The following is a 23854-nucleotide window of genomic DNA, read 5'->3' as shown; positions in this document are numbered from 1 at the left end:
GATTGAAAAATGAATTATTTAAACTGGATTGAACCGTTTGCATTTACAGTAATTTTAGACTCACCAGCAGCCATGTCTTGAGCTGGTGCCGCTTCAGCAGCAGCGAACTTAGCTAGGCTGGCACGCATTACAGGTTGAGGAAAATAATTATTCGTGTTCAGGTTTAGAGTGACCAAAGAATATTGGCTTTTATTCCATGCTTGAGTCAACATTTGCGCACGCTGTTGAAAGTTTTTAGATGCTTCTACCATCAATTCATTCTCAACTTTTTTACGTTGCTCATCTGAAACGCTAAAATTAATGGATTGAGTTTGAAAGCTTTGTTGTAACTCATTAATTAATTGGCTAGCAGCTTTAAAATCTTTACTTTCTAGACGAATTTCCGCGCGGCCACGCCATTCTTTTAATTTATTACTGTCATTGTCATAAATTGGATAAGTGCTTTGGGCACCAGTTTCCACTTTCACTTGTGGGTATTTACGCGAAGTTGCGAGTGCTTGGTTCATTAACTGGTTAATTTGGTTTGAAAGTTCTGCAGGCTGCTTATTGCTTTTTTCAATATATAAAGTTGCATGCATTTCATCGTTTGAAACTTGGCGAGAAGCTTCTGCTTGAACATTTACAATATTGTAGTGAAGGGCATTATCATCTTGGGCAAAAACCATAGGGCTGAGTACCGTACCAAGGAGAAGAGTAGATATTGCTAAAGTACGCATAAATTTATCCTTTAAAAATTAATATAAATTTAATTTTTTTCATTAAGAAATGTTAAACATAAGTTATGCATAACTTTTGCAGATTTTGTGGGGTATTTGTAATATTTAAATCAAGTTTTTTAATTTTTGGTAAGAATAAAATTCTTTAAAAATAAAAAACTTAGAATTAAAGTGTTTCAATGTAACTTAAAAAATCACACGAATATAAAAAAAGAATATTTTCTTTAGGTTGTCACATAGTATGATGATAATTCATCATAACTATTGGGATAATACAATTTTTCAATAAGATTAGATGAGTAAAGTACACAAAAGACGTTTTTTTTCTTGCAAAATTAGGTATCATCGCGCTCCTAGTTACAAGATATAAAATATGTGTCTTCGCTAGTTCTATAAAGCACCGAGTCAAAGGACCAAAAGTCACCAGACTTATTTCTTTCTACCCTTATCAGAGATGGTAATCCGATATGAGCGTTACTTCTGTCAACCCTGCCACTAATGCTACCAACGAATATTATTTGACTCGCCAAAGTCAAATGGAATCGAATGTTCGTAGCTATCCACGTAAATTACCGTTAGCGATAGCGAAAGCACAAGGTTGCTGGGTTACTGATGTTGAAGGTACACAGTACCTTGATTGTTTAGCTGGGGCAGGTACATTGGCTTTAGGTCATAATCATCCTGCGGTGATTCAAAGTATTCAAGACACATTGGCAAGTGGTTTGCCATTGCATACTTTAGACTTAACCACACCTTTAAAAGATGCGTTTACTGAAGCGTTGTTAGCATATTTACCAGGTGGTAAAGAAGAATATTGCTTACAGTTCTGTGGTCCTTCTGGTGCAGATGCGACTGAGGCAGCAATTAAACTTGCTAAAACTTACACTGGCCGTAGCTCAGTGATCAGTTTCTCTGGTGGTTACCATGGTATGACTCATGGTTCACTTGCAATGACTGGTAACTTAAGTGCAAAAAATGCAGTGAATGGCTTAATGCCAGGTGTACAATTCATGCCATATCCGCATGAATATCGCTGCCCACTTGGTCTAGGTGGTGAAGCTGGTGTTGACGCTTTAACTTACTATTTCGAAAACTTTATTGAAGATGTTGAAAGCGGTGTAACTAAGCCTGCTGCTGTTATTCTTGAAGCAATTCAAGGTGAAGGCGGTGTTGTTACAGCTCCAGTAAAATGGTTGCAAAAAATCCGTGAAGTGACTGAAAAGCACAACATCGTTTTAATTTTAGACGAAGTTCAAGCAGGCTTTGCTCGTTCAGGCAAAATGTTTGCATTTGAACATGCCGGTATTGAACCTGATGTCGTTGTAATGTCTAAAGCAGTAGGTGGTGGTTTACCACTTGCAGTATTAGGCATTAAGCGTAAATTTGATGCTTGGCAGCCTGCTGGCCACACTGGTACTTTCCGTGGTAACCAACTTGCTATGGGTACAGGTCTTGTTGTATTAGAAACGATCAAGGAACAAAACCTTGCTCAAAATGCACAAGAGCGTGGTGAATTCTTACAAGCTGAATTGAAAAAATTAGCTACTGAATTCCCATGTATCGGTAACGTACGTGGCCGCGGTTTAATGATTGGTGTTGAAATCGTTGACGAGCGTAAACCTGCTGACCGTATCGGTTCTCACCCTGCTGACTCTCAGTTAGCGGCTGCGATCCAGACTGCTTGCTTTAACAACAAGTTATTGCTTGAAAAAGGTGGTCGTAACGGTACAGTAATTCGTTTACTTTGCCCACTCATCATTACTCAAGAAGAGTGTGTAGAAGTAATTGCTCGCTTTAAGAAAGCAGTTGCAGAAGCATTGGTTGCAGTGCGAGGCGCGTAAGTATGGTGGATTTTGCAGAACATCGTAAAGCGTTACTCTGCAATGATGCACAATCCATTGCTGACTATGAGTCAGCAATGGGCGAAGCGGTAAAAGCCGTTTCAGCATGGTTGCAAAATGAAAAAATGTACACAGGCGGTAGCATTAAAGAGTTGCGTTCAGCAATTTCTTTCCAACCTTCAAAAGAAGGTATGGGTGTACAACAATCTCTTCAACGTATGATTGAGCTTTTCTTGAATAAAAGCTTGAAAGTACATCATCCACATTCATTAGCACATTTACACTGCCCAACCATGGTGATGAGCCAGATCGCGGAAGTGTTAATCAATGCAACTAACCAGTCTATGGACTCATGGGATCAAAGCCCGGCAGGTTCATTAATGGAAGTGCAGCTTATTGATTGGTTGCGTCAAAAAGTAGGTTACGGTTCTGGTCAGGCAGGTGTTTTCACTTCTGGCGGTACTCAATCTAACTTGATGGGTGTATTACTTGCTCGTGACTGGTGTATCTCGAAAAACTGGAAAGACGAAAATGGTAACCCATGGTCTGTACAGCGTGATGGTATTCCAGCTGAAGCAATGAAAAACGTCAAAGTCATCTGTTCTGAAAATGCGCATTTCTCTGTGCAAAAGAACATGGCAATGATGGGCATGGGCTTCCAGTCAGTTGTGACTGTTCCTGTGAATGAAAATGCACAGATGGATGTTGATGCTCTTGAAAAAACAATGGCGCATCTTCAAGCTGAAGGTAAAGTTGTTGCTTGTGTCGTTGCGACAGCAGGTACAACCGATGCTGGTGCAATTGATCCATTGAAAAAAATCCGTGAAATTACTAATAAGTATGGTTCATGGATGCATATCGATGCTGCGTGGGGCGGTGCACTGATCTTATCAAATGACTATCGTGCAATGCTTGATGGTATTGAGTTGTCTGATTCGATCACTCTCGACTTCCATAAGCATTACTTCCAAAGCATCAGTTGTGGCGCGTTCTTGTTAAAAGATGAAGCGAACTATCGTTTCATGCATTATGAAGCTGAGTACTTGAACTCTGCTTATGATGAAGAGCATGGCGTACCTAACCTTGTGTCTAAATCATTACAAACGACTCGTCGTTTTGATGCTTTAAAATTGTGGATGACCATTGAATCACTCGGCGAAGAGCTATATGGTTCAATGATTGACCATGGTGTAAAACTGACTCGTGAAGTTGCAGATTACATCAAGGTAACTGAAGGTTTAGAGCTTTTAGTTGAACCACAATTTGCTTCGGTATTGTTCCGTGTTGTTCCGGAAGGTTACCCAGTTGAGTTTATCGATAGCTTGAACCAAAACGTAGCAGATGAATTGTTTGCACGTGGTGAAGCAAATATTGGTGTAACAAAAGTTGGTAATGTACAGTCATTGAAGATGACAACATTAAGCCCTGTAGTAACTGTCGACAACGTTAAGAACCTTTTAGCTCAAGTATTGGCTGAAGCTGAACGCATTAAAGATGCGATTGCTTCTGGTAACTACGTACCACCAATCGACTAATTGAGTTGATACCCTAAAAAGCTCGGTTTATTGCCGGGCTTTTTTATTACATATTATTTTTATTAAAAGTGTGTATCACAAGAAGGGTATATGCACAAAACATGCATATTTTCAAAAAACAAAAATAATTATGCATGATTTATAGTGAGCAAATTTCTTATTGTATTGGTATGTTCCCGATTTTTTGGTCGCATTGATATATCAATACGGCACTTGCTTTAAACCATTTTGCATAAAGTAAGAAGTCGTAATTACAATTAAGACAAGGAAGAAGAAATGCAACAAGCGAATATGCTTAATGAATTTAAACTTATTATTGGCGGTCAACTTTGTTCAGGTGAACAAGGTGAACTGGAAATTATTAATCCTGCTACTGGCTTAACTGCGGCACATTGTGCAAAAGCATCAGTTGCACAAGTGAATCAAGCTGTTAGTGCAGCTAAACAGGCTTCTAAAGCTTGGCAGCTTGTCTCGCATGATGAGCGTAAATCAATTTTAAACAAGATTGCAGACGGTATTGAAAAGCACGCTGAAATGCTTGCAGAGCTGGTGGTGCTTGAACAAGGTAAACCACTAGCACTGGCACAAATGGAAGTGCAAGGTGCAATTGGCTGGACGCGTTATGCGGCTTCTATGGATTTACCGGTAGAAGTAATTGAAGACAGTGAAACTAAGCGTATTGAGCGCCATCGCCAACCACTGGGTGTAGTGGCTTCAATTACGCCATGGAACTGGCCACTCATGATTGCAGTTTGGCATATCATGCCTGCTTTACGTGCAGGTAACGTTGTCATTAGCAAACCTTCGGAATACACACCATTATCGACTTTACGTTTATGTGAAATCATTCAGCAAGAAGTTCCAGCAGGTGTGATCTCAATTGTGGTTGGTGCTGGTGAGATTGGTGAAGCATTATCTTCTCATCCAGATGTGCAAAAAGTCGTGTTTACGGGATCAACTCGAACAGGTCAGCACATTATGGCTGGTGCAGCACAGCAGCTAAAATACTTAACTTTAGAGCTTGGTGGTAATGATGCTGGTATTGTATTACCAGATGCAAATATCGATGAAATTGCTGCTAAGATTTTTAATATGGCGTTCTTGAATGCTGGTCAAACATGTGCGGCGTTAAAGCGTTTATATGTGCATGAAAGCCAATATGAAGCTTTATCTCAAAAGTTAGCTGATATTGCCAACGCTCAAGTTGTGGGGGATGGTATGGCATCTTCTACAACATTTGGACCAGTACAAAACCAAATGCAATATAACAAAGTGAAAGCTCTTATTGCTGAAGCGATTGCACAAGGTGCAAAAGCACTTTCTGGGCAACAACAAGTCCCAGAGCAGGGCTACTTTATTGCGCCAACTATTTTGACTGAAGTCTCTGACTCTTGCCGTGTGGTGCAAGAAGAGCAATTTGGTCCAGTGCTGCCTGTTTTAAAATATACCGATATCAACGATGCTATTGCTCGTGCCAATGACAGTGAGTTTGGTTTGGGTGGTTCAATCTGGTCTTCTGATCTTAAAGCCGCACAGACCTATGCTACACAGCTTCAATGCGGAACGGTCTGGATTAATACCCATGCAGAAGTACTGCCTCATGCACCTTTCGGCGGCTGGAAAATGTCTGGCTTAGGCGCTGAGTTTGGTTTGGAAGGTTTGCTTGAAAATACGATTGGACAAACGGTCCATATTAGTAAAATCTAAATATTAATTTTAAGGCGGATTTAGTATCCGCCTTTTTTATTTTCATTTTTAAGCGTGAAAAGCTGAGTTATTTTATTGAGAGTGATGATAGCTCATGCTTTTAGGCTTGATTAAAAAATGATTCTGTTCTTTAATTTTTTTCAGAACAATGTAAGACTTTATGTGCCCTATAAAATTATAAGAAAGCAATCTTTCAGTCACAAATTGAGAAAGCTGTTCTAAATTTTCAGCAACGACTTTTAAAATAAAATCTGCATCACCACTAATTGAAAATGCATCCTGAATGTTATCTTCAGCTTCAATCAGCTCTTGGAAAGCTTGCTGTGATTTCGCCTCGTGTGTTCTTAAGTTTATGTGAATCATCGCTGTAACTTCCAGCCCTAGCGCCTGTTGCTGGATGCGTGCCGTGTAGCCAAGAATCACGCCCTTTTGCTCAAGCAATTGACGTCGTCTTGAACATTGAGAAGCAGATAAACCGATTAAATCTCCAATTTCCTGATTGGTGAGTCGTCCATTCTTTTGTAGTGCCTGAATGATTTGCCAGTCGAACTTATCCATTGCATAAAATCCTTTTATGATACACAAATCATGTATTTTTATTAAAATGCGTTTTCATTATGCACGAAATCTAAAAGATAGATGAAATATTATTTTTCTATGGAATAAAAATTGGTCTCAAAGGATATAGAGCAATGTTCATAGAAATTGGTGAATTTTTAAATCTTCGTCTAAAACAAATGGGTATCCAACATCTTTTTGGTGTACCTGGTGATTTTAACCTCTCATATCTAGAACAAGTTGAAGCAGACCCACAACTCGAATTTATTGGAAATTGTAATGAATTAAATGCTGCCTATGCAGCAGACGGTTATGCACGAATTAACGGTTTTTCTGCCTTGGCAACCACTTATGGTGTAGGTGACTTAAGTGCTATTAATGGTATTGCGGGTGCCTATGCAGAAAATGTACCTCTTATTCATATCTCAGGTATTCCACCTTTACATGCAGTTCAAAAGGGTACTCTCATACATCATACGTTAGTTGATGGTAACTACGACAATATTATGAACTGTATGAAAGAGTTCACAGTTGCCCAAACTCGTTTAACTCCTGCAAATGCAGCTTCTGAAATTGACCGTGTATTGCGTCAGTGTTTCCTTGAACGCCGTCCTGTACATATCCAACTACCTGGTGATATTACTCACGTTAAAATTGAAGTGTCTGAGCGTCCGCTCGACCTAAGCTACCCAGCTGTTGAACCTGAATTATTGCAAAGTGTGGTAAGCAAACTTTGTGACATTATTGAGAATGCTCAAAGTCCAGCGCTTTTAATTGATAATGAAGCCTCAGTTTTTGGTGTAACTTCACTTTTAAATGATTTATCTCAAAAATGCTCAATTCCATTTGCAGGTATGAATACTGCAAAAAATATTATGGATGAAGGCTCACCTCGTTACATCGGAACTTATGTGGGTGGAGCAAGCCAACCGCATGTAAAAAATATCATTGAACAATCTGACTGTTTAATTGGTGTTGGCGCGCGCTTTACCGATGTAGGCTCAGCTGTATTTACGCATCAAATTGAGACCAAGAACTACATCGAAATTAAATCTTATGGCTTAAATATTTTTGGTCAGGATTTTCCGGGTATTGAAATTGGACAATTACTTGTCGAGCTAAATAAAAAAGTTGCGCCACGTAAATCGTCAATACCTCTTCTTGAAAAACAACCTCAGAAAGTAATTGAAGCGCCAGCTCAACAGAAGCTTAGCCAAGATGTGCTTTGGAACTACATTTCAGGGTTCTTAAAAGAAGATGATGTGATTATTGGTGAAGTAGGGACCTCAAACTCTGCTTTGTCAGGTATCAAACTTCCTGCTACAGCTAAATATATTGCTCAGCCGCTTTGGGGTTCTATTGGTTATACCTTGCCAGCTTTGCTTGGTAGTTTGTTAGCTGCTCCTGAGCGTCGTCAAATTTTGTTTATTGGTGACGGTTCATTCCAGCTTACGGTACAAGAGCTCTCTACGATTATCCGCCATGGTTTAAAACCAATTATTTTCTTGTTGAACAATGGCGGCTACACCATTGAACGTTTAATTATGGGTGAAAACGCTGCCTATAACGACGTGCAAAACTGGAAATACACTGAAATTCCAGCGGTATTTAACGGTAAAAAAGGCCATACAACTTATGTGGTTGAGACTGCTGGACAGCTGAAGAGTGTTTTAGACAACGTTCAGCAAAATGATCAATTAACCTTTATTGAATTGAAACTACCAGCAATGGATGCACCGGTGAGTTTGAAAAAATTTGCTTCTGTGATTGCACGTTTTGACTACGGTGATCGCGGCTACGAAATTTTAAAGGAGCGTTCCCAACCCGTTAAATGTAAGGATGCAATCTCTTTTTAAATAGAAGATAGGACACGTCTTCTCAAAAATTAAATGGACTCATACTAAAGCAACTTATGTCCGAAGGTCGGTTTCTGGTCTTCGGATATGGTGCTGAATAAAGGTGTACAGGAAGTGACACCAACATTGGAGATAATGTTATGGATGCAAACAATAAGCACGAGTTAAAACAAGGCTTATCCAATCGGCATATTCAACTCATCGCACTTGGAGGGGCGATCGGAACAGGGTTATTCTTAGGACTATCACAAACAATTAAACTGGCAGGTCCTTCAATTTTATTGGGATATGCAATTGCAGGAATTATTGCCTTTTTGATTATGCGTCATTTAGGTGAAATGGTTGTTGAAGAACCGGTAAGCGGCTCTTTTAGTTATTTTGCGAACAAATACTGGGGCAAAATGGCTGGTTTTATGTCTGGCTGGAACTACTGGGTTTTGTATGTACTGGTGAGTATGGCCGAACTGAGTGCGATTGGTACTTTTATTCAGTTTTGGTGGCCAGAAATTCCGACATGGCTGACCGCTCTATTTTTCTTTATTTTAATTAACGGCATTAACTTGGTAAATGTCCGCTTTTTTGGGGAATCGGAGTTCTTATTTTCCTGCATTAAAATTGTTGCGATTTTAAGTATGATTGGCTTCGGTGCTTATCTTTTACTTTCAGGCTCAGCAGGTCCGCAAGCGGGTGTTGCAAATTTATGGCAACACGGTGGTTTCTTCCCGCATGGTATTCATGGCTTTATTATGGCTTTGGCTGTCATTATGTTTGCATTCGGTGGTCTAGAACTTATCGGTATTGCTGCGGCTGAAACGAAAAAACCTGAAACAACAATTCCAAAGGCAGTAAACCAGATTGTTTATCGCATCCTGATTTTTTATATCGGTGCAATTGGTATTCTTTTATGTCTTTATCCATGGAATATGGTGGCAGAAGGCGGTAGCCCGTTTGTCTTAATTTTCCAGTCCCTCAATAGTAATGGTGTTGCGAATGTTCTAAACTTTGTGGTCTTGATTGCTGCTATTTCGGTTTATAACAGTTGTATCTATTGTAATAGTCGTATGTTGCATGGTTTGGCAGAGCAGGGTAATGCTCCGGCAATTTTGAAAAAAGTAAACAGCCGCGGTATTCCAGTTCCAGCAGCAGTTGTTTCTGCTTCAATTACAGCCGTCTGTGTAGTGGTCAACTATTTAATTCCAGGTCAAGCTTTTCAGCTCTTTATGATGTTGGTTGTGGCTGCGCTTGTTATTAACTGGCTTATGATCTCAGTCACACATTTGAAATTTACCAAAGCAATGAAATTGCAAAAGCGTCAAACCAAATTCCAAAGCATTATGAGCCCATGGAGTAATTATTTAACTATTAGTTTTGTATGTTTCATTCTCATTATTATGGCGATGACACCAGATATGAGACTCGCTGTTATTTTGGGGCCTATCTGGCTTGCTGTTTTAGCGATTATGTATTTCTTTAAGTATCGTAAAAAAATGGTCGCAATGCCGGAAGTACAATCAAACTAATAAGCTAAATTTACAGTGATATTGCGGTTATCTGACATAAGGCAGGTAACCGTTTTTGTTTTGTCATAATATTTTCATGTTCGGGCGAAATAATTTTTTAAAAATAAAGGTGACACGTAAAAAATTGAGAATTGTGTCAATAAAATAATTTTGTAACATCAATTCATTAAATTACTTAAGTTTTTATAATTTAAGCATAATTATAATTTTATTATTTTGAACGTTTGTCATATTTCCCATTAAATCTAAATAGCAAAGGACTTATAAAATCATCTTAAATAATTGATATAAAATAGATTTAAAAATGTGACAATGAACATTATAAAAATCATGAAAGCGTCATAATACTGTAACTTATTTGTCATATTTTCTATTCACAATGCAGCTATCGAAGAGCGTACAAGCACTCAACAAAAAGTGACGTACAACCTATTGCATTAATGAGAGAGAACAGAATGCGCTTAAATCCACGTCAAATCGCAATTGCATTAGCAGTAACTGGGGCCGCTGTAACAACGACTGCAAATGCAGCTCGTGATACGATTCAAATTGCTGGTTCTTCAACTGTATTACCATTTGCCAGCGTTGTAGCTGAAGAGTTTGGTAATACATTCCCTCAATTTAAAACTCCTGTTGTAGGTTCTGGTGGTTCTTCTGCTGGTTTAAAACAGTTCTGTCAAGGTGTTGGTGACAACACAATCGACGTTGCAAACGCTTCTCGTAAAATTAAAAGCACTGAAATCGAAGCTTGTAACAAAGCTGGTGTAAAACAAATTCAAGAAATCAAAATTGGTTATGACGGTATTGTATTTGCGTCTAGCTCAAGCAAAGCAGCTTATAAATTAAAACCTTACCATGTGTTTGCTGCTTTAGCTGCACAGTTACCTTCAAAAGGTAAATTGGTTCCAAACCCTTATACAAACTGGAACCAAATTGACAAATCACTTCCTAATGAGCCTATTACGCTTGTTATTCCTGCGTCTAACCACGGTACGCGTGAAGTTTTCCAAGAGAAAATGGTTGAAGCTGGTTGCGAAGCGTATGAATACTTCAAGAGCTTAGACAAAGACGCTCAAAAGAAAGCATGTTCTACTTTCCGTAAAGACGGCCGTGTAATTGAAATTGCTGGTGACTATACAGAAACTCTAGCTCGCTTAAAAACTTCTCCAAGTGCAGTAGGCGTATTTGGTTTAAGTTTCTATGACATGAACCGTGACAAGTTACGTGTAGCGACAGTAAACAACGTAGTTCCTTCTGAGAAAACTGTGTTAAATGGTACATACCCTGTATCTCGTCCACTATACTTCTATGTAAAAGGCGAGCACTTAAAATCAGTTAAAGGTTTACCACAATACGTAGAATACTTCCTAAGCAAAAAAGCGACTGGTAAAGGTTCTAAAGCTGAGCGTGATGGTTTAATCGCGATGTCTGATGCAGAACGCGCTAAAGTTTTAGCTGACTTTAAAGCAGGTAAAACTGTTAAATAAGTTAGTTTGAATAGGGGCTGGTGATCTCAAGCGATCATCAGCCTTTTTGTCTAACACGTTTTTCCCAAATTATGACAATTGAGAAAACAGTGGAGAATACATGAATCTGCTACTTATCGGTGTGTTGTTGGCCCTTGTGGCAATTGCATATCAACTTGGGCTGAGAAAGAGCCGCCACCTAGCAGGTAAGGGAAGCAACTCGGCGACATTACATTCTCGTCCTGGTTATTATGGCGCACTGGTTGGGCTTTGGTGCGGTATCCCTGCTTTTTTAATTTTGATCATTTGGAACTTGGTTGAGCCAAGTATTTTAAATCATATTATCTTTAACAACGTACCTGCTTCTGTGACAGCTTCTCTAGATGAAGCAGCAAGAAGTGTACTTGTTGATCGAGTTCAAGCGATCGCTTCTGGTTTTGGGGTAAGTGATCATCCAACGGCTTATGAGTTGGCTGCTGCTCAGCAATATGCAAAATTTCAAACCATTGGCTCTTTTGCCAAATTTGCTGTTGTTGTCTGTGCCGCTTTGTTGGGCTTAGTGTGGGCAAAGAAAAAAATCAGCCAAGAATATCGCGCACGTAACCAAGTTGAGCGTGCAATTAATGTTGGTTTGATCTTATGTTCTGGCGTTGCAATTTTAACCACGATCGGCATTGTAATGTCGATGTTTGGTGAGGCAATGCACTTCTTCCATTTTGTAAGTCCAATCGACTTTTTCTTTGGTACAGAATGGAACCCTGGCTTTAGTACTTCAGGTAATGCAGAAGGTAGTTATGGTTTATTACCATTACTATGGGGCACGCTCATGGTCAGTGGTATTGCCTTATTAGTTGCTGTACCTGTTGGCTTAATGATTGCTATTTATTTAGCTGAGTATGCTTCGCCGTGGTTACGCTCATGGGCAAAACCTACCATTGAAGTTTTAGCGGGTATTCCAACAATTGTTTATGGTGTTTTTGCCATGATGATTATTGGGCCATTCTTTAAAGCTGCTGGTGCGTATGTCGGTATTGAAATTAATGCAACCAGTGCTTTGACTGCCGGTTTTGTAATGGGAATTATGATTATCCCATTCGTTTCATCTTTGTCTGATGACATTATTACTCAAGTTCCTCGTGCACTTCGTGATGGTTCGTTAGGACTGGGCGCAACCAAATCAGAAACGATTCGCCAAGTGGTTTTACCGGCAGCTTTACCGGGTATTACAGGGGCATTTTTATTGGCTGTTTCGCGTGCCGTAGGGGAAACCATGATTGTGGTTTTGGCAGCAGGGAACAGCCCACTTCTACATGCAAATCCGTTTGAAGCTGTTTCGACAGTTACCGTAACCATTGTAAAACAGTTAACGGGTGATACTGATTTTGCGAGCCCACAGGCCTTGGTGGCATTTGCACTGGGTTTAACACTCTTTGTGATCACTTTAGGATTAAACATTGTTGCACTGTACATTGTGCGTAAATACCGTGAGCAATACGAATGAGTACATCAAATACATCGTCTCCTATGGATCAGAACGTATTTGATCCACAAGCCGCTGCTCAGGCACGTGATCGCCGTAAAAAAGTGATTGAAAAATCACTGGCTAAACGTCACCGCAAAGAAAAAGCTTTCCGCTTTGCAGGTTTGTCAGCAGTTGTTATTGGCCTTGCATTCGTTGCGCTACTGTTTGGCAGTATTTTGGCAAAAGGGTTACCGGCATTCTGGCAAACCAGTATGAATGTACCGGTCTACTTCGATCCTAAAGTAATTGATGCAGGTCCAGTGCCGGTACGTACACAAGGTGAAACACCTGCACATTACCAAGAGCGTTATGTCGATTGGCAAACGAAAATGGGTATGGTCGATTGGGATAGCCTGATCGTAAATGGCATGATTGCTAAAGATCCTTCACTTGCATCACAACGCGATTATTTAAGTAGCCTTTATGCAAGTTCTGAAGCTTATCGCTTACGTGATATGGTGTTTGCTGACCCATCACTCATTGGGAAAAAAGAGAACCTAACTTTCTTGGGTGATGCCAATGTAGATGTATGGCTGAAGGGTAATATTGACCGCTCATTACCAGATGACCAGCAGCAACTTGATCCGGAAATCCGCAAGCTGGCAGATGACCTTAAAGCAAAAGGTGTACTTGAAAATACCTTTAATACGACTTTATTTAAGAATCCTGACTCTCGTAGTTCACCAGCGATTAGTGGTCTTGCAGGCGCATTCATGGGTTCATTATTCATGATGCTGATTGTGATCATTATTTCAATTCCAATCGGTGTTGCCAGCGCAATCTATCTTGAAGAGTTTGCTCCAAAGAATGTCATTACAGACATTATTGAAGTCAACATTAATAACCTTGCTGCTGTACCTTCAATCGTGTTTGGTTTGTTGGGCGCTGCAATATTTATTGGTTGGATGCATTTACCGTTGTCAGCTCCTTTTGTCGGTGGTTTAGTATTAAGTTTAATGACACTACCAACAGTCATTATTACAACACGTGCTTCTTTAAAGGCTGTGCCACCTTCAATTCGACAAGCTGCCCTAGGTTTAGGTGCGTCTAAAGTACAAACCGTTTTCCATCATGTTTTACCGTTAGCATTGCCCGGCATCATGACGGGTGCAATTATTGGTGTTGCACACGCACTCGGTGAAACTGCACCTTTACTTTTAATCGGGATGAGTGCATTCGTTGCAAGTGTTCCAACCACCCCATTTGATCAAGCAACTGCTTTACCTGTCCAAGTTTATCTATGGCAGGGTAATGAGTTGCGTAACTTCTTCGAAGGCCGTACTGCTGCTGCGATTATCGTACTTCTTGCATTAATGATTGGTTTAAACAGCCTTGCAATTTGGTTACGTAAAAAGTTCGAAGTGCGTTGGTAATAGAGGATAAATCATGAATACTATTGATATTACGAATTCCTTAGAAAAGGATAAGTTAGTGAATACTGAACAATCTCAACTTACAGATACACAACTGCATCATGGCACTTCGTACGTTTCGCATTTTGAACCACATGCTTCAAAAAAGCCAAACTCAACCGAAATCAAGATCAGTGCACAAGATGCCCATGTTTATTATGGTGACTTTGAAGCGATTAAAGGCATCGATTTAGATATTTATCAAAATGAAGTAATTGCATTTATTGGGCCATCAGGCTGCGGTAAATCGACTTTCCTGCGTACTTTAAACCGTATGAACGACACGATTGATGGCTGTCGTGTGACAGGTAAGATCACTTTAGATAACAAAAATATCTATGATCCAAATCTGGATGTTGTATTACTGCGTGCACAGGTTGGTATGGTGTTCCAAAAGCCAAATCCATTTCCTAAATCTATTTTTGATAACGTGGCATATGGTCCGAAGCTACACGGTTTAGCACGTGACAAATATGACCTAGAAGAAATTGTTGAAAATAGCTTGCGTAAAGCAGGTCTATGGGAAGAAGTGAAGGATCGATTAAACCAACCGGGTACTGGCTTATCTGGTGGTCAGCAACAACGTTTATGTATTGCACGTACAATTGCAGTAAGTCCAGAAGTGATCTTGATGGATGAACCTTGTTCTGCGCTTGACCCAATCGCAACGGCGAAAGTGGAAGAGCTGATTTCTGAACTTTCTGATCAATACACAATCGTTATTGTAACGCACTCTATGCAACAAGCAGCGCGTGTTTCAGACCGTACAGCTTACTTTCATTTAGGTGATTTGATTGAAGTAAACTCTACAGAGAAAGTATTTACTCAGCCTGACCACCAATTGACAGAAGCATATATTACTGGTCGTTTTGGTTAATTGATCGTTGTAAAAGAAAAAGAGCCTAGTGCTCTTTTTTTATTTAATAAATGAAAATGACTCTATTTTGCAAAATCGCTATTGAATTTTAATCAAAAGAACCACATCTTAAGGCTATAAAGACAAACTTATGAGCATAGAATTTTATGTTATTCCATTTGCCTAAACTCCCTGCGGAAATACGTGTTAGTCATTTAAATGCACGTGTAAATGAACAGAGAAAAAAAATTGCACAAACCACAGCAAGTCGTTTAGAGCTTTTACAATTGGCTCAACAACTTGCAAAAGAAGCTAAAATTCGCCGTAAGAACAACCAGAAAATTTTTGTTTTAGATTTTAAAGGTGACATTCAGGCATCTGCGGTTGAAAATCTTCGTGAAGAAATCACCCTTATTTTAGCAACGGCTAAAGCTGGACGTGACCGTGTTGTGGTACGTCTTGAAAGTCCGGGTGGTATGGTTCATGGATATGGATTGGCGGCCAATTGGTTCGTTTGCGTGATGCAGGTTTTCATTTAACGATTTGTGTCGATAAGGTTGCGGCAAGTGGCGGCTACATGATGGCTTGTATTGCAAATGAAATTATTTCTGCACCGTTTGCTGTTGTGGGTTCGATTGGTGTTGTGGCTCAGGTACCAAATTTCAATCGTCTTTTAAAAGAACATAACGTGGACTTCGAACTTTACACAGCAGGGCAATATAAACGTACTGTCACCATGTTTGGTGAGAATACTCCTGAAGGTAAGGCGAAATTTGAAGAAGAGCTACAACAAACGCATGTGTTGTTTAAGCACTTTGTAGAGAAATATCGTCCACAGCTTAATGTAGACAAGGTTGCTACAGGTGAACATTGGTATGGTCAAGATGCACTTGATTTAAACCTTGTAGATAAACTACAAACTTCAGATGAGTATCTATTAGCATTGTTACCTCAGCATGACGTATATGTAATTAATACCCGTAAAAAAGCAACTTTGGGTGAAAAATTAGGTTTACAAGCAGCTCAAATGGCAGATAGCCTGATTCCGGCTGTAATGAATAAAGTGGCTGATACTTTAGCAAAAGCGAATTCAACTTTAGTTCAAATGCGCGATACTAAATTTTAATTAAGATATATTTTCAAATTAAAGAGTGCCTTTTAGGGGTGCTCTTTTTTATGCGAAAGACTAAAAGAATTTAGTTTGAATTGCCGGAATGCCCATTCATTTTTATAAAAAATAGATATTGAATAAAGATTCAAAAAAAATTGTTGATAAATATACTTATTGAATTGTGATAAATAAGTGATTTTGATATTTTAGGCAACAATAAAATAGCTTTTAGATGATCCATTTAAAAGATAAACATTTAAAAATATAACTGAAATTTAGGACAGGAAATAATGACAAGAATAATTGTAGCATCCAAAGAGGGTTTGGACGTTCTGCAAGATGGTCAGCTCAATAAGGTGGTTTTAAACCAACCTACTATTATTCAAATTGGTGTAAGTCAAAAAGATATCGCATCGATGGAAAAGCAGGGTGGAAGTCTAGTCATCCATTTAAAAAATGGAGAAACAATTGTCTTAGAAAATTTCTTTAATGAAGCAACGAATACAACAGAGCATTCACTCGTTTTTCCAACTGAACAAGGAAAATTTGTTGAAGCACAATTTGATGCTCAAGGTAAGGTTATAGATTATAGAGGCTTAAATCATGTTACGGATTTGGCCTATACCAGTACCAGCCCTTCAACTGCAACAATGGCTGTTGATAATGATCCAAGCTTTTCGATGGGTAATGTACTAAAAGCAGGCTTAGCAGTTTTAGCCGCTGAAGGTTTATATCTTTGGGCATTTGATAATGATGACAAAGATGATTCACCCAGTACCCCCGATTTAATAGCACCTGCTGCTCCTACAGCTACGCTTGCTGATGATACTGTGACAGTGACTGGCAAAACTGAAGCAAATGCGAAAATCTACATTAAAGATGCAGCAGGTAATACAGTGGCCTCAGGTGTTGCTGATGCGAGTGGAAATTACACGATTAAATTAGATAAGCCGTTAGTGAATGGGGATAAATTAAATGTTATTGCCCAAGATGCGGCTGGAAATAATTCTAAAGTTACTGTGGTAACAGGAACAAAAGATACAATTGCCCCAGATGTTCCACAAGCTCAATTGAGTGATGATGGTTCCTTAGTGACAGGTAAAGCAGAAGCAAATGCAAAAATCACTGTTTATGATGCCACTGGCAAAGTATTAGGAACTGTTTTTGCGAATAAAGATGGTATTTATTCTTTAAAACTTACTCCACCATTAACCAGTGAAGCGGGCGGTAAAGTGGTTGCCGAAGATGCTGCGGGTAACAAATCTGAGGAAGTTAAAATTATTGCGGGTAAAGATACCATACCACCAGCATCTCCTTTTGTTGAAGTAAATAAAGAAGGATCGGTAATACATGGTAAAACTGAAGCAAATGTAAAAGTTCAAATAAAAGATGCCGATGGTAAAGTGATTGGAAGTGGGACTGCCGATGCTCAAGGTGAATTTCAAATTACACTTTCACCTGCTTTAAAAGAGGCGCAAAAGGGCACAGTGGTTGTGGAAGATGCTGCTGGTAATGTATCTAAACCAGTTGAAATTACGCCAGGCTTTGACTCGATTGCACCAGATAAACCGACTGTTCAAATTAATACAGATGGTACTTCTGTAACCGGTACGGCTGAGGCAAATGCCAAAATTGAAATTAAAGATACAACAGGGAAGGTAATTGGTAGTGGAACAGCAGATGCGAATGGAAAATTTACAATTTCTATTTCACCAGCTTTAACGGATAATAAACATGCTTCGGTATCAGCTATAGATAATGCTGGAAATAAGTCTGAAGTTGTTGATATTGTAGGTACAAAAGATACAACACCACCAGCAAAACCTATATTAAATAGCGTAGATGATGATGTAGGCGCTGTTAAAGGAGCTATAACGGCTGGTTCTGAAACTGACGATGCTAGACCAAAACTTACAGGCTCAGGTGAAGCAAATGCAACTCTTACGATTTATGATAATGGTGTTGCAATTGGAGTTGTGACGGTAACAAGTGGTAGATCTTGGTCATTTACATTTGATAAAGACTTAGCTCTTGGTAAGCATACTATTACTTTGACTCAAACTGATGCGGCAGGCCTTACCAGTGAGGCAAGTTCTCCATTTACCTTTTATGTAGTTGCACCGAAAGCTGCGAGCCTGTCTGAAACTTCAGTAGATACTTTAAGTACAGAAGGGCCATCTTTGGCAGATAGTGTCGGATTGCATACTTTAAAGGTAGCGCAAAATACAACAACTGAGACGAATAACCCGCAGAAATCGGTTGCTTTAGATGATTTATTAAAAAGTTCTACGGCTAGTGAGTCAGACCCAATCGCAAAACTTCTCTCATCAACGGCGTTAAAAACGACTCAGGCATCTGAGCCAATCGAAGTAAATGCATCAGTTGGTCAGACAACATCAAATGCTGATCATCCTTTACCTGATACAACTTCTTCGGTTTTACAAAACCTTTTAGATCAAACTTATCCAGTTGCTTAGGGTATTTGAGACAACATGTAAAAAGCGCTCAATGAGCGCTTTTTTAATTTTAATTTATTGTTTGATTTTTTGTTGTTGTGAGAAGAGCGATTAGCCCATAGAGGATTGCGCCAATTGTAGCGAGTAACATGTCTTTATGTGCATCCCACATATCACCTTGTTGCCCATTATAATTTTCAGCTTGTTCAGGTGATAGCCCGATTGCAATTGCCCATTCGATCAGTTCATAAAAGACACTAGACGCCATCACAAACTGGACTACAAGTAAGAATAAAGAAAAAGGACGTGCAGTGGGTAACCATACTTGGAATACACGATAAATAAGAGGATAGAGCAAAACACCATAGGCAAGATGAACTAAACGATCATACATATTGCGGGACCAGCCCATATATTGATCTAGGTTGAAATGGAACACCTGTTGTATCCAGTCATTGTATGGAACGTAGGAGTAGAGATAGTGAGCACCAATAATATGGATTAATAAAAACAGTAGATAAAAAGTAAAACTTAAGAAATCGAGTCCAGTTTTTTTGAAAATAATAAAAAGCAAAATCACCATAAAAACAGTGCCAGCTTGATGAAGCAAATAAGCCTCAAACTCAAGTGGTTGAATACCTGAAATGATAATGGCAATAAGAAGCAGGCCAAGTGCAATATAGTGTTTAACATTGAATTCTTTTTCGATCATTTTATAAATAAGTCTTTATTCTGATTTGTATGAGTGTAATAAAAAAGCGAAGCCTAAGCTTCGCTTTTTATAACTTTTTTAATTAGATTTTGCTAATTAATTCGTTAATTTGTTTAGCTTGTTCAGCAGCATTACCTGTGTAAGTTGCAGGTGTAAGCTCAGCTAAGCGAGCACGCTCTTCACTTGGTACTTGAGCAAGTTCGTTACCATTTACGAAGTCAACCATCATGTCACGCGTCATTGCTTGACCGCGAGTTAATGCTTTTAACTTCTCATATGGTTTTTCAACGTTATAACGACGCATAACTGTTTGAATTGGCTCTGCAAGAACTTCTTGAGCTTGGTCAAGATCCTCATTTAAGCGGTTTGCATTGAGTTCAAGTTTACCAATACCTTTTAAGCAAGCATCAAAAGCAATTAAGCTTTGAGCAAAACCAACACCCATGTTACGAAGTACAGTTGAGTCAGTTAAGTCACGCTGCCAGCGAGAAATTGGTAATTTTTCGCCTAAGTGAGCCAACACTGCATTTGCAATGCCTAAGTTACCTTCAGAGTTTTCAAAGTCGATTGGGTTAACTTTATGTGGCATAGTTGATGAGCCAACTTCACCTTCTTTAAGTTTTTGCTTGAAGTAACCTAAAGAGATATAACCCCATACGTCACGGTTAAAGTCGATCAATATTGTATTGAAACGACGTAACGCGTCAAATAATTCAGCCATGTAGTCGTGTGGCTCAATTTGAGTTGTATATGGGTTAAATGTTAAACCTAAAGATTCAACAAAAGCTTGTGAATGCGCTGGCCAATCCACATTTGGATAAGCAGAAAGGTGAGCATTGTAGTTACCTACAGCACCATTGATTTTGCCTAGTAATTCAACATTTTCAAATTGTTTGATTTGGCGAGCTAAACGATATGCAACGTTCGCCATTTCTTTACCCAAAGTTGTTGGGCTAGCAGTTTGACCATGTGTACGAGACAACATCGGTTGTTCAGCATGAGTTGTAGCTAAAGCAGAGATTGCATTTAAAATTTGCTTCATGCTTGATACTAAAACTTCACGACCGTTTTTAAGCATAAGTGCATGAGACAAGTTATTGATATCTTCTGATGTACAAGCAAAGTGAATGAACTCACCTGCATTTTGTAATTCAGCAATACCTGCAATTTTCTCTTTCAAGAAGTATTCAACTGCTTTTACGTCATGGTTAGTTGTGCGTTCAATTTCTTTAATGCGGTTCGCATCTTCTTCAGAGAAGTTGCTTACGATTGCATCTAGAGCTGCATTTGTTTCAGCTGAGAAAGGAGCAACTTCAACAATTTCCGGACGGTTAGAAAGCGCTTGTAACCAACGCACTTCCACAGTGACACGAGCATGAATTAAACCAAACTCAGAAAGAAAAGGGCGTAGCGCATCACATTTGCTGGCATAACGTCCATCTAATGGTGATAGTGCGGTTAAAGCGTTCATAACGATTCCTTAATGCTGGAATAAACATAAAACAAAAATAATCTCGTTACAGCCTTAGATAACTTGGTACTGTAAACGAGCAAGTGCTTGAATATCCTGTAGCAATTTACGTTTGCTAAAAATCATGTTCCATGAACTACCGCCGAGTTGTCGCCATAAATGGGCCATTTGTAGCCCCGTAAACAGACAAGCACGAATACGGTTGGTATGGTTGGTATCTTTAAATGCCTCAGCATTACCACGAACAAGAATACGTGGATTAATCTGTCCGGCAGTATCAACATAGGTTTGCGCCAAATTGGCTAAAATACTTGGGTGTAAATAGTTATTATCAAAAAAAGAAAGCTGTTTTAAAATCTTCTGCTGCGCTTTTTCAATAATCGCCACATATTCAGGATTGCTATAGACCTTTTTCTCTAACTGCAAAAGTGACATCGCATAAGACATTGGAAGCTTTGCACTACGCATTTTAGGCAAACGAGATTTAGGCGCATTGGTAAAAGGCTGAGTGATACAATTTTCAAGAGTTTTAAGACCCAACGAAATATCAGCCAATTGATTAAAAAAATCCAACGTCTGAACAGTATTATTATTTGTTGTAGGGCGAATATTTAAACTCGCCTTTATTAATAACTCAAAATAAAAGTTACCACTTTCACCAATACTTTGCTGACCTGTCATGGCGGTCATATGCGTAAGCTGGGTCGCTTGAAATACCCCAGCCAAGGCAAGGGCACGGTTTTGGCGAACATTCAAGGCTTGTGATTGTTGAAAGGGTAACTCCACCATGCCATTCATTCCCTTAAATAAAATTTGGTGTAGGGGCGTTTGTATGGTGAATAACACCCCCGCCTAGGCAAACTTCATCCGAATAAAATACAACACTTTGGCCTGGTGTAACTGCACGTTGAGGTTCATCAAACTCAACACGAACACCATGCTCACTATTTTCATCAATAAACACTGTACAAGCTTGATCAGGCTGGCGATAGCGTGTTTTAGCGGTGCAACGTAATCCTTCAGCCGGAATATTTTGCTCGCCTGCTACCCAGTCAATGGCCTCACTCCAAAGCTGTGTACTTTGCATAAGTGGGTGATCATGTCCTTGGCCGACCACTAAACGGTTATTGGCAACATCTTTATGAAGTACAAACCATGCACCTTCTGATGCACCTTTCATACCGCCTAGACCAATACCGCCACGTTGACCGAGCGTATAGTACATCAGACCGTGATGTTCACCAACTTCTTTGCCGTTATCAAGTACAATTTTACCTGGTTGAGCGGGTAAATATTGTTTAAGGAAGTCATTAAAGCGACGTTCACCGATAAAACATATACCAGTTGAATCTTTTTTCTTCGCAGTTGCTAAGTCCAGTTCTTCAGCAATTCTACGAACTTCCGGTTTTTCAATTTCCCCTACCGGGAAGAGAGTTTTATTAATTTCACGGCCATGCACTGCATGTAAGAAATAAGTTTGGTCTTTATTGTTATCTAAACCACGTAATAAAGGTGCATATGCTTCACCTTTAGAGTTATAAGCAGTTTCAGCACGACGAGCATAATGACCTGTTGCAATAAAATCTGCACCTAAGGTCATGGCATGATCTAAAAATGCGCGAAACTTAATTTCTTTATTACATAAGATATCTGGGTTTGGAGTGCGACCGGCTGCATATTCAGCCAAGAAGTGTTCGAATACGCGGTCCCAATATTCCATAGCAAAGTTTGCAGTATGAAGTTTAATACCGATTTTATCTGCGACTGCTTGAGCATCGGCTAAATCTTCCATTGCCGTACAGTATTCCGTGCCGTCATCTTCCTCCCAGTTTTTCATGAAAAGGCCTTCAACTTGATAACCCTGTTGAAGTAAGAGCGCCGCAGAAACAGAGGAATCTACGCCACCAGACATACCGACGATGACACGTTGTTGCATAGGACTAGGCATCCAAATGAGAAGTTAATGAGGGAGAGAAAGGGTGCTCATAAATAAGAGCTAAAGGATAATGTTGTCCTTTCATGGCGTCTTCAATGGCTTTAATGACAAGAGGACTACGTGCACGGGCAGATTCTTTAAGTTCATCTAGAGTCATCCAGACAGCAGAAACAATACCTGTATCAAGTTTTGGGTCGCTTTCGACGTGGGTCACATGCGCTAAAAAGCAGAAGCGATAATAAGTACGGTCCGGAAACATAGGGGGGGTATAAGTATAAATACCAAGTAGGGCATCTATATCTATATGATGTCCTGTTTCTTCAAGCGTTTCACGGATTGCTGCTTCTGTTAGTGTTTCACCACATTCCACATGACCAGCAGGTTGATTAAACACTGTGTGTACAAAACCTTCGCTATGTTCTTCGACAAAAAGATAGCGTCCATCTTTTTCTACGACTGTAGCGACAGTGACATGAGGAGTCCATGCGGCCATAAAAAAGCACCATGAATTTAAAAGTCGTATGATACGAAATTTAGGGGTTTTTGGCTACGGTCATCTTACAAACGATAGAGCATGCTAAGAACTCTATCGTTTTAAAAACTCGATTTGTTTTAATTTATTTGATTATCTTTATGGTTATTTTGCACTTTTACATAATGTCTTGCTGAGTAAGGTAAAAATGCCAATTCTTTTTCGGTTAGAGGACGTACTTGTTGTACGGGGCTTCCAACATAAAGATAACCACTTTTTAAGACTTTACGAGGCGGAACTAAGCTTCCCGCACCAATCATCACATCATCTTCAATAACAACATCATCTAAAATAACCGTATTGATTCCGACTAGTACGCGGTTACCAATAGTACAGCCATGTAAAGTCACATGATGGCCTACTGTCACATCTTCTCCAATAATAAGAGGTGAACCATTAGGTTTTGCATCATTTTTATGGCTGACATGTAGCATACAGTGGTCTTGTACATTACTGTTTTTGCCAATTTGAATACTGTTTACATCTCCGCGAATGACTGCAAAAGGCCACACCGAAACATTTTCGGCCAATTTAACATCACCTACAATCACAGACATTTCATCAATGTAACAGCTTGGATCAATTTGTGGGTGATGGTCTAAATAAGGACGGATGTTTTTTGCCATGAGAAGTATCAATAGAAAATT

18 protein-coding genes and 1 pseudogene are annotated in these 23854 nt (G+C 39.3%); 11 read left to right on the top strand and 8 right to left on the bottom strand.

Annotated features, from left to right (window positions below):
- Window positions 1–14: 14 nt before the first annotated feature.
- Entirely contained in the window at window positions 15–716 is a 702-nt protein-coding gene (locus C1642_RS08105) for an SIMPL domain-containing protein (RefSeq protein ID WP_001259423.1), read from the bottom strand.
- A 467-nt stretch (window positions 717–1183) separates the two neighbouring features.
- Here C1642_RS08105 and C1642_RS08100 point away from each other — a divergent pair, with 467 nt between their 5' ends.
- The 3 genes from C1642_RS08100 to C1642_RS08090 all read left to right on the top strand — a co-directional run bounded on the left by C1642_RS08100 (window position 1184) and on the right by C1642_RS08090 (window position 5799).
- Window positions 1184–2557 (top strand): diaminobutyrate--2-oxoglutarate transaminase, encoded by a 1374-nt coding sequence (locus tag C1642_RS08100; RefSeq protein WP_000117540.1) that lies wholly within the window; start codon window positions 1184–1186, stop codon window positions 2555–2557.
- A gap of 2 nt (window positions 2558–2559) precedes the next feature.
- Window positions 2560–4092, top strand: coding sequence for a pyridoxal phosphate-dependent decarboxylase family protein (locus C1642_RS08095; RefSeq protein ID WP_000227395.1), 1533 nt, complete (start codon window positions 2560–2562; stop codon window positions 4090–4092).
- A gap of 276 nt (window positions 4093–4368) precedes the next feature.
- Window positions 4369–5799: an aldehyde dehydrogenase family protein gene (locus C1642_RS08090; protein ID WP_103236175.1), complete on the top strand. Its 1431-nt coding sequence runs from the start codon at window positions 4369–4371 to the stop codon at window positions 5797–5799.
- A gap of 72 nt (window positions 5800–5871) precedes the next feature.
- On the opposite strand, the gene C1642_RS08085 is transcribed toward C1642_RS08090, so the two are convergent.
- Entirely contained in the window at window positions 5872–6357 is a 486-nt protein-coding gene (locus tag C1642_RS08085; protein ID WP_000357090.1) for an Lrp/AsnC family transcriptional regulator, read from the bottom strand.
- 134 nt (window positions 6358–6491) lie between these two features.
- Between C1642_RS08085 and C1642_RS08080 the strand changes: the two genes are divergently transcribed.
- The 8 genes and pseudogenes from C1642_RS08080 to blp2 all read left to right on the top strand — a co-directional run bounded on the left by C1642_RS08080 (window position 6492) and on the right by blp2 (window position 18577).
- Window positions 6492–8213 (top strand): alpha-keto acid decarboxylase family protein, encoded by a 1722-nt coding sequence (locus C1642_RS08080; RefSeq protein ID WP_000469459.1) that lies wholly within the window; start codon window positions 6492–6494, stop codon window positions 8211–8213.
- 140 nt (window positions 8214–8353) lie between these two features.
- Entirely contained in the window at window positions 8354–9733 is a 1380-nt protein-coding gene (locus C1642_RS08075) for an amino acid permease (protein ID WP_000339848.1), read from the top strand.
- 455 nt (window positions 9734–10188) lie between these two features.
- Window positions 10189–11220 (top strand): substrate-binding domain-containing protein, encoded by a 1032-nt coding sequence (locus C1642_RS08070; protein WP_001238909.1) that lies wholly within the window; start codon window positions 10189–10191, stop codon window positions 11218–11220.
- A gap of 100 nt (window positions 11221–11320) precedes the next feature.
- Window positions 11321–12700 (top strand): phosphate ABC transporter permease subunit PstC, encoded by a 1380-nt coding sequence (gene pstC / locus C1642_RS08065; protein ID WP_001050725.1) that lies wholly within the window; start codon window positions 11321–11323, stop codon window positions 12698–12700.
- Window positions 12697–14094 carry a phosphate ABC transporter permease PstA gene (gene pstA, locus C1642_RS08060; RefSeq protein WP_000107954.1) on the top strand — a complete coding sequence of 466 codons (1398 nt, stop codon included), beginning with the start codon at window positions 12697–12699 and terminating at the stop codon, window positions 14092–14094. The genes pstC and pstA overlap by 4 nt, the downstream gene beginning before the upstream one ends.
- Before the next feature lie 13 nt (window positions 14095–14107).
- The gene (pstB, locus tag C1642_RS08055) at window positions 14108–15010 is read left to right on the top strand and encodes a phosphate ABC transporter ATP-binding protein PstB (RefSeq protein ID WP_001091973.1); all 903 of its coding nucleotides are present in this window, start codon (window positions 14108–14110) and stop codon (window positions 15008–15010) included.
- Between the two features lie 146 nt (window positions 15011–15156).
- Window positions 15157–16115, top strand: a pseudogene (gene sohB / locus C1642_RS08050) (protease SohB).
- 275 nt (window positions 16116–16390) lie between these two features.
- Window positions 16391–18577, top strand: a complete 2187-nt coding sequence (gene blp2 / locus C1642_RS08045) for an Ig-like repeat protein Blp2 (protein ID WP_103236174.1) — start codon at window positions 16391–16393, stop codon at window positions 18575–18577.
- A 49-nt stretch (window positions 18578–18626) separates the two neighbouring features.
- Here blp2 and C1642_RS08040 read toward each other — a convergent pair whose 3' ends face one another.
- From C1642_RS08040 to C1642_RS08015, 6 genes are all read right to left on the bottom strand, one after another.
- On the bottom strand, window positions 18627–19268 hold the full coding sequence (locus C1642_RS08040; protein WP_103236173.1) for a DUF2238 domain-containing protein: 642 nt from the start codon (window positions 19266–19268) through the stop codon (window positions 18627–18629).
- Between the two features lie 82 nt (window positions 19269–19350).
- Window positions 19351–20739, bottom strand: a complete 1389-nt coding sequence (gene purB / locus C1642_RS08035; RefSeq protein ID WP_000993080.1) for an adenylosuccinate lyase — start codon at window positions 20737–20739, stop codon at window positions 19351–19353.
- A gap of 54 nt (window positions 20740–20793) precedes the next feature.
- Window positions 20794–21528: a high frequency lysogenization protein HflD gene (gene hflD / locus C1642_RS08030; protein ID WP_000229973.1), complete on the bottom strand. Its 735-nt coding sequence runs from the start codon at window positions 21526–21528 to the stop codon at window positions 20794–20796.
- Between the two features lie 13 nt (window positions 21529–21541).
- Window positions 21542–22675, bottom strand: coding sequence for a tRNA 2-thiouridine(34) synthase MnmA (mnmA, locus tag C1642_RS08025; protein ID WP_001187604.1), 1134 nt, complete (start codon window positions 22673–22675; stop codon window positions 21542–21544).
- Window positions 22676–22679: 4 nt separating this feature from the next.
- Window positions 22680–23168 (bottom strand): NUDIX hydrolase, encoded by a 489-nt coding sequence (locus tag C1642_RS08020; protein WP_000741964.1) that lies wholly within the window; start codon window positions 23166–23168, stop codon window positions 22680–22682.
- A 119-nt stretch (window positions 23169–23287) separates the two neighbouring features.
- Window positions 23288–23833 (bottom strand): gamma carbonic anhydrase family protein, encoded by a 546-nt coding sequence (locus C1642_RS08015; RefSeq protein ID WP_001107197.1) that lies wholly within the window; start codon window positions 23831–23833, stop codon window positions 23288–23290.
- Window positions 23834–23854: the final 21 nt, after the last annotated feature.

The sequence above is a fragment of the Acinetobacter sp. AKBS16 genome (assembly GCF_002899995.1).
GTDB lineage: Bacteria > Pseudomonadota > Gammaproteobacteria > Pseudomonadales > Moraxellaceae > Acinetobacter > Acinetobacter baumannii.
This window is presented reverse-complemented; position numbering and strand designations above follow the sequence as displayed.